The organism is Microbaculum marinum (genome assembly GCF_037855135.1).
GTDB lineage: Bacteria > Pseudomonadota > Alphaproteobacteria > Rhizobiales > Tepidamorphaceae > Microbaculum > Microbaculum marinum.
The window spans coordinates 410077-425054 of sequence record NZ_JAZHOF010000005.1 but is presented as its reverse complement, the minus strand read 5'-3'; the positions used below and the strand labels follow the sequence as shown (position 1 = coordinate 425054).

Here is a 14978-nt window from a genome sequence, read left to right as displayed (position 1 = left end):
CCGGTTTCCTATCCGGGCAGGTTGAAGATGCGCCTGGGGTGCAACTCGCCACGGTCCGCCTCGGCGAGGGCGACAAGCTTTCCTTGCGTCGTCGCGTAGACCAGACCGTTCAGCACGGGTGCATCCCGCCCGCGCAGCAACACCGGCTGTCCATTGATGAGCCGGGTTGCGTCCGACCGGTTGACGGCCAGCGCCGGGATGTCGTCCAGCGCGGTCTCGACCGGTCGTAGGAAAACGTCCAGGGCCTCCGGAGCCGGATCGCCCTGATCGGAGGCTCTATTGCACACCTCCTCAAGTTTATCCAGAGGAATCATGTCCTCTTCGCCGAACGGGCCGACGGCGAGGCGCCTCAGCGCCACCACATGCCCGAGGCTGCCCAGGGTGCGGCCGAGGTCGCGGGCAAGCGCGCGGACATAGGTGCCCTTGCCGCACTCGCATTCGAACTCGGTCTCGAGGTTTCCCTCGTCATCGGTGCGGCTCGGGCCGGTGCGCTCGAAGGCGAGGATCTCGACCAGCCGCGACTGCAGCTCCACCTCGGCGCCTTCGCGGGCGAGGTCGTAGGCGCGCTCGCCGGCGATCTTGATGGCCGAGAACCGGGGCGGCACCTGCTCGATGTCGCCGAGGAACTCCGGCAGGACGGCGTCGATCTCCGAATCCGTCGGTCGGTTTGGCGAGGTTGCGAGGGTCCGCCCCTCGGAATCGTCGGTGTCGGTCTCGACCCCCCAGCGAACCGTGAACCGGTACACCTTCAGTCCGTCGACCACGAACGGCACCGTCTTGGTTGCTTCACCGAAGGCGACCGGCAGACAGCCGGAGGCAAGCGGATCGAGCGTTCCGGCGTGGCCCGCCTTGTGGGTCCCGAACAGGCGCTTGAGGCGGCCGACGGCCTGGGTCGAGGTGCGGCCGACCGGCTTGTCGAGGATCAGCCAGCCATGCACCCGGGATTCGCGGCGCCGGCGGCCCATCAGTCGCCGTCCCCGCCGTCTTCGGGGCCGAGATCGCGAGCGACCTCGGGGCTCCGCAACAGCTGGTCGATGCGGTCGCCTTCATCGAACGAGCGGTCGATCTCGAAGGTCAGGTCCGGCATGTATTTGAGCGTGACCTTGTGGGCGAGCTCGCCGCGGATGAACTTGCGGTTGCGGTTCAGCGCGGCGATCACTTCATCCACGTGCTGTCCGCCCAGCGGCATGACGAAGGCAGTGGCATGGCGCAGGTCCGGCGTCGCCCTGACCTCCGGCACCGTCACCACGGCTACCTCCAGCACCGGATCGGCGATGTCGCCGCGCTGCAGGATTTCCGCCAGCGCGTGACGCAGCATCTCGCCGACCCTGAGCTGGCGCTGGGACGGCGGCTTGCCGGCAACGTTGGAACCGCGGCGCGTCATGGCGCAGGGAAGGCGCCGAACGGCGCGGAAGCCGGCCCGGACGGCCGGCACATCTCGAAGATCATTACGCAAATCCCTGTCGGCGAGCCGCGGAGTCGGACCGCGGCTGACCGGACTATGTGCTTCAGGGCACCTAATCGAGAGCGGTCACAGCGTGCGCTGGATCGACTCGACCTTGTAACATTCGATGACGTCGCCGGGACGCATGTCCTGGTAGTTCTCGAAGGCCATGCCGCATTCCTGCCCGGCGTTGACCTCGCGGACCTCGTCCTTGAAGCGCTTCAGCGTCGACAGCTTGCCCTCGTGGATGACGACGTTGTCGCGGATCAGGCGGACGCTGGCGCCGCGCTGGACGATACCGTCGGTGACGCGGCAGCCGGCCACCTTGCCGACCTTGGTGATGTTGAACACCTCCAGGATCTCGGCATTGCCCAGCATCTCCTCGCGCAGTTCCGGCGAGAGCATGCCCGACATCGCCGCCTTCACGTCGTCGACGAGGTTGTAGATGACGTTGTAGTAGCGGATCTCGACGCCGTCGCGCTCGGCGGCTTCGCGGGCCTGCTTGTTGGCACGCACGTTGAACCCGACGATGACCCCGTTCGACGCGGCAGCCAGCGTTACGTCGGATTCGGTGATGCCACCGACGCCGGCCGCAAGGATCCGCGCGGCAACTTCGTCGGTGCCGAGAGCCTCGAGGGCCGCAACGATCGCCTCGGCCGAACCCTGCACGTCGGACTTCAGGACCAGCGGGAACTCCTTCAGCCCCTGCTCCTTGAGCTGCGACATCATCTGTTCGAGCGATGTCTTGGCGCCAAGGCCTCGCGCATGGACGTTCTCGCGCTTCTTGCGCTGGCGATAGCTGCCGATCTCGCGGGCGCGGGCTTCGGTATCGACGACGGCGAACTGGTCGCCGGCTTCCGGCGTTCCGTCCAGGCCGAGCACCTCGACCGGCGTCGACGGACCCGCCGACGTCACGTTGTTGCCGTGATCGTCGATCAGCGCACGCACGCGTCCGGATTCCGCACCGCATACCAGGATGTCGCCGACATTCAGGGTGCCGCGCTGGACGAGCACCGTGGCGACCGGGCCGCGGCCCTTGTCCAGCTTCGCCTCGATGACGACGCCTTCGGCGGGACGGTCCGGATTGGCCTTGAGCTCGAGAACCTCGGCCTGCAGCTGGATACCTTCCAGCAGCTTGTCGAGATTGGTGTGCTTGAGCGCGGACACCTCCACCTCGAGCGTGTCGCCGCCCATCGATTCCACCACGATTTCCTGCCGCAGCAGGTCGGTGCGGACCCGGCTCGGGTCGGCGTCCGGCTTGTCGATCTTGTTGATCGCCACGATCATCGGAACGCCGGCTGCGCGGGCATGATTGATCGCCTCGATCGTCTGCGGCATGACCCCGTCGTCGGCTGCCACCACCAGCACGACGATGTCGGTGACCTTGGCGCCGCGCGCGCGCATCGAGGTGAACGCGGCGTGGCCGGGCGTGTCGATGAAGGTGATGACCTCGCCGTCGGGCGCCTTCGCCTGATAGGCACCGATGTGCTGGGTGATGCCGCCGGCTTCGCCCGAGACCACGTTGGCCTCCCGGATGGCATCGAGCAGCGACGTCTTGCCGTGGTCGACGTGGCCCATGATGGTGACGACCGGAGGCCGCGGCTTCAGCGTGTCGGGCGCGTCCGTCTCGCCGTGCAGGCCTTCCTCGACGTCGGATTCGGAGACGCGCTTGACCGTGTGGCCGAGTTCGCCGGCCACGATTTCAGCGGTGTCGGCGTCGATCACGTCGGTGATCTTCAGCATCTGCCCTTGCTGCATGAGAAGCTTGATGACGTCGACCGCCCGCTCCGCCATGCGGTTGGCGAGTTCCTGGATCGTGATCGTCTCGGGCAGCACGACCTCCCGGACGATTTTCTCGCCCGGCTCGCGCGGGCCCGCTGCGCGCTTGTCGCGCTCGCGCCGGCGCCGCATCGCGGCAAGCGACCGGTTGCGTTCGTTCTCGTCCAGCGCATTGGAGATCGTCAGGCGGCCACGACGGCGTTCCTCGCCGCGCCGCACCGGCTTCTGCTCGGGCGTCTGCTTGCGCTTGTTGCGCGAGTCGTCGTCCGCCGTTGCGGTCTTCTCGGCTGCGGGGCGCGACGGCGTGGAGACAGGGGCAGCGGCCGGCGCTTCGGCGTCGCCGGACCTCTTGGCGACAGATTCCTCGGCGCGCGAATTCGCCTCATCTTCCGCCTTCCGGCGAGCATCCTCTTCCGCCTGCCTGGCGGCGGCGGCAGCGCGCTCCTTGGCCAGGCGCTCTTCCTCGAGGGCACGGGCCTTGGCCTCTTCCTCGGCGGAACGGCGCTCTTCCTTCTCGCGCACCTTGGCTTCGGCGAGAGCCTGCGCGCGGGCGCCCTTTTCCTCGTCGGTGAGGGTGCGCAGCACGACGCCGGGGCGCTTGACGGCATCCGCCGGCGCGGCCGGCCGGGCCGGCGTGGCCGACGGCTTCGGCTGTGCCGCGGGCTTCGATTCCGGCTTCTCGGCCTCGGGCTCCACCGTCGCTGCCACAGGCGCGTGTTCGGCCTCGCCGGGACCGCTGATGGTCCGGCGCTTCTTCTTCTCGACCAGGACAGGCTTGGAACGCCCGCGCGGGAAATTCTGACGCACCGTTCCCGACTCGACCGTGCGGCGCAGGCTGAGCGTCTTGCGCCCGCCGAGCGAGAGCGTCTTGTCCTCCGGCTGCTTCGTGTCGGTCATTCGGTCCTTCCTGCTAATTCGGCCGGTTTCACACGTTCCGCCGGTTCGATTCCGCCGAAATAGCGTTCAACTCGGCGGCATCGCGCGATTACCGCATCGCTGGCGCCACCCTTCTCGAGGGCAGCATGTATCACATTCCCGCGCCCCAACGCCAAACTCATTTCGGCTGAGTTGAACGCGCGGCAGATATAGGGCGGCTCACCGCCGGCGGTCGTGCCGGCATGCGCCGCCTGATCGAGCTTGCGAACTCCGTCGGGCGCTGCGTCGCTGGCATGCAACACCATCGCCGCCCGGCCGGCCCGCAGACGGGCATCCGTCTCCGAGAACCCGACCGCCAGCCGCCCCGCCTTGCGTTCCAGCCCGAGACGCTGCAGCGCAGCCTTGCGGATCAGCATTCCCACCGTCTCGGCAAGATCCTCCGGTGCCCGGCTGTCGGCCCGGAAGGCCCGCCCGAAGAGCTTCCTGCGGGCCGCTTCGGCGACAGTATCGCGTTTCGCGGTGACCCACGCACCCCGGCCGGGAAGCCGTCCGCGCAGGTCCGGAACGACGGCGCCGTCCGGTGCGCGGGCGAACCTTACCAGGTCGTCGACGGGCCGCGACTGCCGGGTGACGATGCACCGGCGCATAGGCGCACGATCGCCCGGGCCGGCATCGGTGTCGATATCGGTCTGAGCGGATCCGGCGCCTTCGGCCGGGAGGTCGACGACCCCTGAGGCCTCATGCGGATTCGGCAGAAGTGCCCTCCTCGGTTTCCGTCTCGCCGTCTTCGTCACCCTCGTCGCCGGCTTGCGCAGCGGCGAGGTCTTCCTCTGTCACCCAGCCGGCCTTCAGCCGGGCCGCCATGACCATCGCTTCGGCCTCCTCGCGGGACAGATCGAACCCGTCCAGGAATCCGGGGAACCGCTTGCTCTCGCCATCGACCCGCTCGAACCAGCCGACCAGGTCGTCGGTGGCGCAGCCGGCGAGGTCCTCGACGGTCTTGACGTCGTTCTCGCCGAGTGCCACGGCCATTGCCGTGGTCATGCCCGGGATCTCCGACATCGCGTCCTCGACGCCCAGTTCGCGGCGCTTGACGGTCAGCTCTTCCTCGAGGCGCTGCAGGTACTCGCGGGCGCGCAGCTGGATCTCTTCTGCCGTCTCCTCGTCGAAGCCCTCGATGCCGGCAACCTCCTCGATCGGCACGTAGGCCACTTCCTCGACGGAGGAGAAGCCCTCCGAGGTCAGCAGCTGCCCGACAACCTCGTCGACGTCGAGCGCCTCCATGAACATGTCGGTGCGCTCGGCGAACTCCTTCTGCCGGCGTTCCGATTCCTCCTGCTCGGTGAGGATGTCGATATCCCAGCCGGTGAGCTGCGAGGCGAGGCGGACGTTCTGGCCGCGCCTGCCGATGGCAAGCGACAGCTGGTCGTCCGGCACCACGACCTCGATGCGCTCGGCATCCTCGTCGAGGACGACCTTGACCACTTCGGCCGGCTGCAGCGCGTTGACGATGAAACTCGCCGCGTCCGGCGACCAGGGAATGATGTCGATCTTCTCGCCCTGCAGCTCGTTGACGACCGCCTGCACCCGGCTGCCGCGCATGCCGACGCAGGCGCCGACGGGATCGATGGCGGAATCGCTGGAGATCACCGCGATCTTTGCCCGGGAGCCCGGATCGCGGGCGACCGACTTGATCTCGATGATCCCGTCGTAGATTTCCGGCACTTCCTGGGCAAACAGCTTGGCCATCAGCTGCGGATGCGTGCGCGACAGGAAGATCTGCGGACCGCGCTGTTCGGAGCGCACGTCATAGACATAGGCGCGCACCCGGTCGCCGGGCCGGTACATCTCGCGCGGGATCAGTTCGTCGCGCCGGATGATCGCCTCGGCACGGCCGAGGTCGACGATGACGTTGCCGTATTCGACACGCTTGACGACGCCGTTGACGATCTCGCCGATCCGATCCTTGTACTCGTCGAACTGGCGCTCGCGCTCGGCCTCACGGACCTTCTGGACGATGACCTGCTTGGCGGACTGGGCGGCGATGCGACCGAAATCGAGCGGCGGCAGCGGCTCGGAGATGAAGTCGCCGACCTGGGCGGCAGGATTGCGTTCCCGCGCCTCCTCGATGGCGATCTCGGAGGCGGGCGTCTCGATATGCTCGACCACCTGGCGCAGCCGCGCCAGCCTGATCTCGCCGGTCTTCGAATTGATCTCGGCCTTGATGTTGGTCTCGCTGCCGTAGCGCGAGCGGGCCGCCTTCTGGATGGCGTCTTCCATGGCAGTGATGACGATCTGCCGATCGATTACCTTTTCGCGCGCAACCGCGTCCGCGATCTGCAGAAGCTCGAGCCTGTTGGCACTGACTGCCGTCGCCATTTTGAAGGTCTCCGTTGTTGTCCGTTCACCCGGCCGCGTCGTCGCCGCCGTTGAAATCGTCTTTCAGTCTCGCCTTGCCCGCTCTGAGCGCCTCGGCAATCAGTTCGTCCGTCAGGATGAGCCGCGCTTCGGCTATGTCGTCCATCGGGATCGATGCCGGGGCTGCCGCTTCGTCGCCCGGCTTGGCGCCGTCGGAAAGCTCGACAAGCGCGTTGCCGCCATCGACGCCGGCGAGCCGGCCGCGGAAACGCTTGCGTCCCTCGAGCGCCACCGCCATTTCGATCTTCACCTCGTGACCCTGCCACCGGGCGAAGTCCGAGCGCCGCACCAGCGGGCGGTCGATGCCCGGCGATGACACTTCAAGGTGATAGGCCCGATCGATCGGATCCTCGACGTCGAGCGCCGGCGAGAGGGCGCGCGACAGGTCGGCGCAGTCGTCGATGGACATCTCGCCGTTCGGCCGTTCGGCCATCACCTGGACCGTGCAGCCGTCGCGGCCGCTGACACGAACGCGTACGAGCAGGAAGCCGAGATCCTGGGCCACCGGCTCGGCGATCGCGGCGACGCGAGCGGCAACCCCCGTCTCGCGCACGATACGCGGTTCGGTCTCTGCCGGATCGATGCCGGTACGGTTCGGCTCAGCTGACTGCATGCACTCTCTTCGGCCTTCATGATCGCTGTAACGGCTAGCGGAGCGGGCCCGGGGGACCCACTCTCAATCAGTCACAGACGTCATGAGAAGGAATTTCATGCCTAGATATACTTGCCGCCCATCAAACGCAAGGGCAGCCAACGGCTTTCGCGGCGCCTGCGCGTGATCCTGCCGATGGCGGTACTCGATCCCGCTCGCAGGAATCGGAGACTCCCGACAGGATGCCGGCGGAAGCGCCGCGGGCAGCAGCAACGACGAAGGCGCAACGAAACACCGTGGCGCCGGCACGACTCCGCCGCCCGGCGCTTCCGGCTGCAATGCCTGCAATCAAGGCCCGGCGGTTTTCGCGAGCGCTTTTCCGGTCCTGGCGGGGTGCCGCTACGGCGACCCTCTCGGGTCGCGCTCAGACTGCGGGAAGTCCTCTCGGCGGAATGCGGACCGCTGCGAGGTATCCGGCAATCAGAAACGCCAGCAGCGCGGCGGCCTGCGCGACGAGGAACGGCGGCTCGGACTGCGTCGGCGCCAGCGCGTTCAGGAATCCGATCTTCTGGAAGGCCTGAACGATCAGCACGAAGACGTTGAGGTAGAGCGCCGCAACGGCCGTCACGACAAAGATCCACCGCCACGCCCCGCGCGAGTGGAATGCGTAGAGCGCCAGCAGCGCCGCGATCAGCAGGGCCAGTGAGACAAGGCCGACGATGAGGGCGGGCGTCAGCACACTGATCGGGAAGAGGAAGCCGGTCAGCGTCGTCAGAAGAGTCGTGGTCAGGAACAACGCCGTCCACCCGGGCGAGGAGCGTCTCGAGATCATGGCAGCGACCGCGACCAGACCCGAAGCGATGCCGACGAGGCTCAGAAGGACATGCAGCGTGGTGAATGCGGATATCGACAGACCGAGGACCATAGCGTGTACCCCTGCGGAAAGACGTCACAGGATACGCTTCAATTTTGCACTGCGCCATTGATCTGTTCGGCGGCGCGGCATCAGCCCGCCGCGGATCAGAGGCGCCGGAACGTCAGATAGCAGGGGGTCCTTCCCGCGCGGGCGGCCTTGGCTTCGTACCTCGTTCCCGGCCAGGGCTGCCATGGTCTCCGCCAGTCGTCGGCGCGGCGTGCGGTCCATTCGAAATCGGTGCGATCCGCCAGCAGTCTGAGGCTTCGGTCGGCATAGTCGTCGATGTCGGTCGCGAAGCGCAGGTCGGCACCCGGTTTCATGACCCGGGCCAGAACATCGAGGTTTTCCGGCGAGAGGAAGCGACGCTTGCGGTGGCGCCGCTTCGGCCACGGATCGGGGTAGAGCAGCCAGATCCGGTCGAGCGAGGCATCCGGCAGCCAGTCGAGCACCTGGCGGGCGTCGTCGTCATGGACGCGCACGTTCCGGAGCGCCCTTTCTTCTATCTCGACGAGAAGCTTTGCGACGCCGTTGACGAACGGCTCGCAGCCGATGAAGCCGGTGCACGGATTCTCGCCCGCGCGGAAACCCAGATGCTCGCCCCCGCCGAAGCCGATTTCCATCTCGACCCGTTCGACCGGCACGTCGAACAGGCGCGTCAGGTCATCGGGACATGGCGCATCGAGCCGCAGGCGCAGTTTGGGCAACGTCTCATCGACAAGCGTCGCCTGCCGCTGCCGGAGACGATGGCCCTTGTGGCGTCCGTAGAGCAGCCGCCTCCTGTCGCCGGTCTCGGGAGCTTCAGGCAAAAGCGCTCTTGAGCGTGTCGACCAGGTCGGTCTTTTCCCAGGAAAATCCGCCGTCCGCCTCCGGTTCGCGGCCGAAATGACCGTAGGCCGCGGTTCGCGCATAGATCGGCCGGGACAGCTTCAGATGCTCGCGGATGCCGCGCGGGGACAGGTTCACGGTCTCCGACAGCACCGACTCCAGCTTCGCTTCGTCAACCTCGCCGGTGCCGTGCAGATCGACATAGAGCGACAACGGCTTGGAGACGCCGATGGCGTAGGAGATCTGGATGGTGCAGCGGCTTGCCAGGTTCGCGGCGACGACGTTCTTGGCAAGGTAGCGGCAGGCATAGGCGGCGGAGCGGTCGACTTTCGTCGGATCCTTGCCGGAAAAGGCGCCGCCGCCGTGCGGGGCCGCGCCGCCATAGGTGTCGACGATGATCTTGCGGCCTGTCAGCCCGCAGTCGCCGTCGGGCCCGCCGATGACGAACCGCCCCGTGGGATTGACATAAAACTCGTCCTCCGGGCACATCCAGCCCTCCGGCAGCACATCGAGGACGTACGGCCGCACGATCTCGCGCACTTCGTCGGTCGACAGGTTCTCGGCGTGCTGGGTCGACACCACGACCGACGCCGCCCCGACCGGTCTGCCGTTTTCGTAGCGCAGCGTGACCTGGCTCTTGGCGTCCGGCTCGAGCCCGGGCTGCGCCCCGGAGTGGCGTGCCTCGGCCATCGCCTTGAGAATGTTGTGGGCGTAGTAGATCGGAGCGGGCATCAGCGCCGGCGTGTCGCGGCAGGCATAGCCGAACATGATGCCCTGGTCGCCGGCGCCCTCGTCCTTGTTGCCGGCCGCATCGACACCCATGGCGATGTCGGCGGACTGCTGGTGGACGTAGACCTCGACAGCGGCGTCGCGCCAATGAAAACCCTTCTGCTGATAGCCGATCTGCCTGACGGCGGACCGGGCGATCTCCTCCAGGTGGCTGTGGGTGATCGTCGAGGGGCCGCGCACCTCGCCGGCAAGCACGATCCTGTTGGTGGTGACCATCGTCTCGACGGCGACCCGGGAATCCGGCTGAGCCGCGAGATAGGCGTCGACGATCGCGTCCGAGATCCGGTCGCACACCTTGTCGGGATGGCCCTCGGACACGGATTCGCTGGTGAAGAGGTATTCGCTGCGTGCCACGGCCGACGGGCTCCTCGATTCAGGTGTCAGAAAGCGATCCCGGAGACGACAGCCTCCGAAACCGGCTGGGTTTTGACAGCCCCCATGCAACCCGTCAAGCGGCGCCGCGACGGCCGGCGCACGTGATCAAAGGCGGGTTTTCAGTCGTTGTCGCTCGAGATCGCCTGGACGAGTTCGACGATCTTGCGACGAACCTTCGGCTCGGAGATGCGCAGGAATGCCTTGTTGAGCTGGAGGCCTTCGGCGCTGGAGATGAAATCGACGACGTAACGTTCCGACTGGGTCTCGGCGAAACCGGAGTCGGACTGTCCCTCCCCGACGAGGTCCTCGAAGAAGAAGGACACGGGAACGCCGAGGACCTGCGATATCCGGTACAGTCGGCTCGCTCCCACGCGGTTCGTGCCCTTCTCGTACTTCTGGACTTGCTGGAACGTGATGCCGAGCTGCTCGCCCAGCTTTTCCTGGCTCATGTTGATAAGCACGCGGCGCAGACGGACGCGGCTACCGACATGTACATCAATCGGGTTGGGTGCCTTGCGATTCATTGGATCTTGTCTTTGAGTCGGCGCGACGGGTTCGCCTTCGCCAAGGTTGGGATGAGTGTCGCCATTCGTTGGGGGACACGGTTATTGATCGTCAAGCTAGCGCATTTGTCCTCTATTCCGAAGCCTCCTTGTACCAATTGGAAGAAGGGTACGTATGCGTGTCCAGCATAATGAACTAGCGCGTAGATTGTTAGCCGGATTTACGTTCTACCGCACCGATCATTAACAACGCAACTATGGCGAGGAGGACCCAGGTCCCAAACGTGCTGAACGGTGTCGGTGCGATCGCCTGGGGCAGGCCGGAATCGATGACGCCGCGGACGCCGAGGTCCAGCCGCTCGACGATGCGGCCATAGGGATCGATCACGGCGGATATGCCGGTATTGGCGGCCCGCACAAGCGGCAGTCCTTCCTCGACGGCACGCATCCGCGCCTGTCGGAAATGCTGCCACGGCCCCGGGCTGTCGCCGAACCAGCCGTCGTTGGTGACGTTGAGAATCCAGCCCGGCCGATTGTCGGGAGTTACGAAGGCGCCGGAAAAGATCGCCTCGTAGCAGACAACGGGCACGAAGGCCGGCACCCCCGGGACGCTCAGCGTGGTCGGGCCCGGTCCCGGCGTGAAGCCGCCGACGATACGGGTGAGTTGCTGCAGTCCGAGGGCTTCCAGCAGGTTCTGCATCGGCAGGAATTCGCCGAAGGGTACCAGCCAGGCCTTGTCGTAGATGTCCCGGATCTCGCCCGCCTCGTCGATGACCATCACCGAGTTGTAGATCCGGTAGTCGTTGCGGTTCTGCGGATCGCGCTCGATACGCTCCATGCCCGTCACCAGGGTCGTTCCCGGCTGCAGCAGCGCGGCGATCGCCGGCAGGGCATTGGGCTCGCTGTCGAACACGAAGGGCAGAGCCGATTCCGGCCAGATCAGCAGGTCGGGACCCTCGGCGTCCGCCGAAGCGTCCCCGTCGCTCAGGTCCAGGTAGTCGCTGAAGATCCGGTTGCGGTTCTCCGGCCGCCATTTCTCCGCCTGGGGGATCGACGGCTGCACGATGCGCAGGTCGAGGCCCTCAACCATCCCGATGTGGGCACTGGAGAGCCGAAGGGCCCCGAACCCGGCGAGACCGGCAAGGATGCAGGCCGCCAGAACCGGGAGCGCCAGGCGGGCGCGCGGTGCCCCGCGGCCCGACAGGGCTGCGGGACTGGCGAACACGAGGGCGGCAATCGCCGTGAGACCTTCGATACCGAACAGCGCCGCCGACTGCATCATCACGGGACTTGTCGTCAGGGCGTAGCCGTAGGAATTCCACGGGAACCCGCTCAGCACGTGGCCGCGGGCAAGTTCGCTGAGCGTGATCGCCAACGCGAACGCGAAGATCCGGCGCGGCCCGCCGCTCCACACCGTCCGCGCCAGCACGGCCGCCGCGGCCGTGAACAGGGCCAGGCCGGCCGGCAGGACGAGGATGGCGATCGGCATCATCCAGCCGAAGATGTCCGCATCGACCAGGAACGCCGACCCGACCCACCACAGGCCGGCCAGGAAATAGCCGAACCCGAAGCACCAGCCGGTCACGGCTGCGGCGCCGTAGCGGGCTCGCCAGCCGCTGCCGACAGCGCCGTCGATCAGCCAGACGAACACGGAAAACGTCAGGAACAGGACCGGGAAGACATCGAACGGCGGCATCGCCAGCGCCGAGATCGCCCCGGCGCTGAACGCCAGGGCCGCTCGCCGCCAGCCCCGCGAGCCGGCGATGCGGCTGGCGATCGGATCAAGCACGGACAGGCGATTGCTCCGCTGCGGTCAGGCGGCGTCCGTTCGGTCGGGTTCGCGATCCGGCTCCGGCACGCCTGATCCGGATGTAGCGGATTCGGGAGATGCGGTCTCGGATTTTTCGGTTGCCCGCTCGCGGCGACCGCCGCGGGGCGTGGAGCCGTTGCGGCGGTGAATGCGCACGCGCTTTATTCGGCGCGGATCCGCATCGAGAATCTCGAATTCGTAGCCACCGGGGAACTGCACCAGTTCGCCGCGCACCGGCACGTGTCCGGCGCGGTTGAAGACGAGGCCGCCGAGCGTGTCGATGTCCTCGACCAGATCGCCTATTTCAAGTTCCTCGCCGAGGATCTGCACGACCTCCTCCAGCGGCGCCCGCGCATCGGCGATGAAGCCCCCGTCATCGGTGGGGATCATCATCGGCGCGGATTCCTCGTCGTGCTCGTCCTCGATCTCGCCGACGATTTCCTCGACGAGATCCTCGATCGAGGCCAGCCCGTCGGTGCCGCCGTACTCGTCGACGATGATGGCAAGGTGGATGCGGGTGGCCTGCATCTTCACGAGCAGGTCGACGGCGGGCATCGACGGCGGCACGTAGAGCACCGGCCGCACCAGCCCGGTTTCGGCAAGCGACATCTTCAGCGGTACGCGGCGGAAATCGAGGCCGCCAGGCGCGCTGCGGCGTTTCGCGACCTCCGTCTCGTCGAGCAGCGACCGGGCGGTCATCCAGCCGAGCAGGTCCTTGATGTGGACCATCCCGGCGGGCTCGTCGAGCGTATCGCGGTAGACCGGCAGGCGCGAATGACCCGCCTCCCGGAACTCCTTGATCAGGTCGGCGATGCAGACATTGATCTCGACGGCGTCGATGTCGGCGCGCGGCACCATGACGTCGTCGACGCGCAGATCCCGAAGGCCCAGCACGTTGCGCAGCATCGACCGTTCCTTGGCGGAAAACGGGTCGCTGGCAATTCCGGCGGCATCGTCGAGCGCGCCTGCGAGACTTTCCCTGAGCGAAGAAGACCGTTTCGGTGCAAAGAGGCTTGTCAGCCGGCGGATTGCGGAGGGTCTGGTCGACGACCGGCCGCCGTCGGTGGAACTGGGAGGCTCTTCTGGCCTGGATGAGGGGTCTTCGGGCATGGTCTGAAGCATGAGGATCTGGTCAGTGATCGCCGGCGTCAAGCACCGCGTCGGCGTAGGGATCGGCTATGCCAAGGTCGGCGAGGATTGCCGTTTCCAGCGATTCCATCGCAGCGGCCTGCTCGTCAGTTTCATGATCATAGCCCATCAAATGAAGAATTCCGTGTACCACGAGATGACTGAAATGGTCTCCGTGCGTCTTGTTCTCGGCCTCCGCCTCGCGCGCCAGCGTCTCCGCGGCAAGCACGACATCGCCTAGATGAGTATTGATCGGCAAATGTCCAGCCGGAACCGCATCGCCGGCAGGAAAAGACAGGACATTGGTCGGCCTGTCCTTGCCGCGAAAGCGCCGATTGAGATCGCATACAAGCGCATCGTCGGCAAGGACGAGCGTAACCTCCCCCGATGCCTCCTCCACGAATCTCGGAAGGGCTGCAGACACCGCTGCAATCCGGGCAGCCGGATCGAACCGGTGCCAGTCCCCCGCCTCCTCGACAAGTTCGATACGTAAGGGAGCGTCAGGATCCACTGTCGGGGCCTCCGGCGACGCCCCCCGGCGCGGCGTTGCGCTCGGCAGCGTCGTAGGCCTGCACGATGCGCTGGACCAGCGGATTGCGGACGACGTCGGCATCGCCGAAGGCAACCTGAGCGATGCCTTCGACGCCGGCAAGCAGCCGGGTTGCCTCGGTCAGGCCCGATTTCTGGCCGGGCGGCAGGTCGACCTGGCTCGGGTCGCCGGTGACGATCATCTTCGATCCGTCGCCAAGCCGGGTCAGGAACATCTTCATCTGCATCGGCGTGCAGTTCTGGGCCTCGTCGAGGATGACAACGGAATGCGACAGGGTGCGGCCGCGCATGAAGGCGAGAGGCGCGATCTCGAATGTGCTGCTCTGCAGGCCCCGCTCGACCTTCTCCGACGGCATCATGTCATAGAGCGCGTCGTAGAGCGGTCGAAGATAGGGATCGACCTTCTCGCGCATGTCGCCCGGCAGAAAGCCGAGCCGCTCGCCGGCCTCGACGGCGGGCCGCGACAGGATGAGCCGGTCGACCTGGCCGCGCTCCAGCATCGAGGCGGCGAAGGCGACGGCGAGGTAGGTCTTCCCGGTGCCGGCCGGACCGATGGCAAACACCAGGTCCTTCTCGGCAAGCGCGCGCAGGTAGAGATCCTGGCGGGGCGTGCGGGCGGTGACCGTGCGCTTGCGGGTGGAAACCTGGGCCAGGGCCGACAGGCCGGGCAGGTTGTCCTGGTGGTCCGGCAGCGCCGTTGCCACCCGGATCGCGCCGTCAACGTCGCCCAGCGAGATCTGCTGGCCGCGCATCAGCCGCTGGTAGAGGCTGTCGAGCACATCGGCGGCATCAGCGCAGGCTTCCGGGGTGCCGCGCAACGTGACGTGGTTGCCGCGGGCACTTGCCTCGACCCCGAGACGCTGTTCGATCAGTGCCAGGTTCTGGTCGTACTGGCCGTAGAGGTCGCTGGCGAGGCGATTGTCCTCGAAAGTCAGGACGCGTTCGGAGGCAGCAACACGGGGCATGCGGCCGAC

13 protein-coding genes and 1 pseudogene are annotated in these 14978 nt (G+C 66.7%); all 14 read right to left on the bottom strand.

Annotation, left to right across the window (positions count from 1 at the left end):
* Window positions 1-8 precede the first annotated feature (8 nt).
* Window positions 9-1043: pseudogene (gene truB / locus V3328_RS14690) on the bottom strand (tRNA pseudouridine(55) synthase TruB); the annotation flags it as partial.
* Complete coding sequence (gene rbfA, locus V3328_RS14685) at window positions 965-1384, bottom strand: 30S ribosome-binding factor RbfA (RefSeq protein WP_340330423.1); 420 nt, start codon at window positions 1382-1384, stop codon at window positions 965-967. The pseudogene truB and the gene rbfA, both read right to left, overlap by 79 nt.
* A 147-nt stretch (window positions 1385-1531) precedes the next feature.
* Window positions 1532-4120 carry a translation initiation factor IF-2 gene (infB, locus tag V3328_RS14680; RefSeq protein ID WP_340330422.1) on the bottom strand — a complete coding sequence of 863 codons (2589 nt, stop codon included), beginning with the start codon at window positions 4118-4120 and terminating at the stop codon, window positions 1532-1534.
* A complete protein-coding gene (locus tag V3328_RS14675) occupies window positions 4117-4893 on the bottom strand; it encodes an RNA-binding protein (RefSeq protein WP_340330421.1) in 777 nt (258 codons plus the stop codon). The genes infB and V3328_RS14675 overlap by 4 nt, the downstream gene beginning before the upstream one ends.
* Window positions 4838-6478 (bottom strand): transcription termination factor NusA, encoded by a 1641-nt coding sequence (gene nusA / locus V3328_RS14670; RefSeq protein WP_340330420.1) that lies wholly within the window; start codon window positions 6476-6478, stop codon window positions 4838-4840. The genes V3328_RS14675 and nusA overlap by 56 nt, the downstream gene beginning before the upstream one ends.
* A 25-nt stretch (window positions 6479-6503) precedes the next feature.
* Window positions 6504-7130 (bottom strand): ribosome maturation factor RimP, encoded by a 627-nt coding sequence (rimP, locus tag V3328_RS14665; protein WP_340330419.1) that lies wholly within the window; start codon window positions 7128-7130, stop codon window positions 6504-6506.
* 403 nt (window positions 7131-7533) lie between these two features.
* Complete coding sequence (locus V3328_RS14660) at window positions 7534-8034, bottom strand: hypothetical protein (RefSeq protein ID WP_340330418.1); 501 nt, start codon at window positions 8032-8034, stop codon at window positions 7534-7536.
* A 95-nt stretch (window positions 8035-8129) separates the two neighbouring features.
* Window positions 8130-8831, bottom strand: a complete 702-nt coding sequence (gene trmB / locus V3328_RS14655; protein ID WP_340330417.1) for a tRNA (guanine(46)-N(7))-methyltransferase TrmB — start codon at window positions 8829-8831, stop codon at window positions 8130-8132.
* Window positions 8824-9993 (bottom strand): methionine adenosyltransferase, encoded by a 1170-nt coding sequence (gene metK / locus V3328_RS14650; RefSeq protein ID WP_340330416.1) that lies wholly within the window; start codon window positions 9991-9993, stop codon window positions 8824-8826. Before metK ends, trmB begins: the two co-directional genes overlap by 8 nt.
* A 140-nt stretch (window positions 9994-10133) precedes the next feature.
* Complete coding sequence (locus V3328_RS14645) at window positions 10134-10538, bottom strand: helix-turn-helix domain-containing protein (protein WP_340330415.1); 405 nt, start codon at window positions 10536-10538, stop codon at window positions 10134-10136.
* A gap of 190 nt (window positions 10539-10728) precedes the next feature.
* A complete protein-coding gene (lnt, locus tag V3328_RS14640) occupies window positions 10729-12312 on the bottom strand; it encodes an apolipoprotein N-acyltransferase (RefSeq protein WP_378758897.1) in 1584 nt (527 codons plus the stop codon).
* Between the two features lie 18 nt (window positions 12313-12330).
* Window positions 12331-13233, bottom strand: coding sequence for a hemolysin family protein (locus tag V3328_RS14635; protein WP_340330413.1), 903 nt, complete (start codon window positions 13231-13233; stop codon window positions 12331-12333).
* Window positions 13234-13459: 226 nt separating this feature from the next.
* Window positions 13460-13966, bottom strand: a complete 507-nt coding sequence (gene ybeY, locus V3328_RS14630; RefSeq protein WP_340330412.1) for an rRNA maturation RNase YbeY — start codon at window positions 13964-13966, stop codon at window positions 13460-13462.
* Window positions 13956-14969 carry a PhoH family protein gene (locus V3328_RS14625; RefSeq protein ID WP_340330454.1) on the bottom strand — a complete coding sequence of 338 codons (1014 nt, stop codon included), beginning with the start codon at window positions 14967-14969 and terminating at the stop codon, window positions 13956-13958. Before V3328_RS14625 ends, ybeY begins: the two co-directional genes overlap by 11 nt.
* Window positions 14970-14978: the final 9 nt, after the last annotated feature.

Bases quoted from the DNA above. Each gene is read 5' to 3' on its own strand.
- V3328_RS14645 (WP_340330415.1), bottom strand. From the start codon at position 10,538: ATGAATCGCAAGGCACCCAACCCGATTGATGTACATGTCGGTAGCCGC.
- rbfA (WP_340330423.1), bottom strand. From the start codon at position 1,384: ATGACGCGCCGCGGTTCCAACGTTGCCGGCAAGCCGCCGTCCCAGCGC.
- nusA (WP_340330420.1), bottom strand. From the start codon at position 6,478: ATGGCGACGGCAGTCAGTGCCAACAGGCTCGAGCTTCTGCAGATCGCG.
- V3328_RS14635 (WP_340330413.1), bottom strand. From the start codon at position 13,233: ATGCTGCGCAACGTGCTGGGCCTTCGGGATCTGCGCGTCGACGACGTC.
- rimP (WP_340330419.1), bottom strand. From the start codon at position 7,130: ATGCAGTCAGCTGAGCCGAACCGTACCGGCATCGATCCGGCAGAGACC.
- infB (WP_340330422.1), bottom strand. From the start codon at position 4,120: ATGACCGACACGAAGCAGCCGGAGGACAAGACGCTCTCGCTCGGCGGG.
- V3328_RS14660 (WP_340330418.1), bottom strand. From the start codon at position 8,034: ATGGTCCTCGGTCTGTCGATATCCGCATTCACCACGCTGCATGTCCTT.
- V3328_RS14625 (WP_340330454.1), bottom strand. From the start codon at position 14,969: ATGCCCCGTGTTGCTGCCTCCGAACGCGTCCTGACTTTCGAGGACAAT.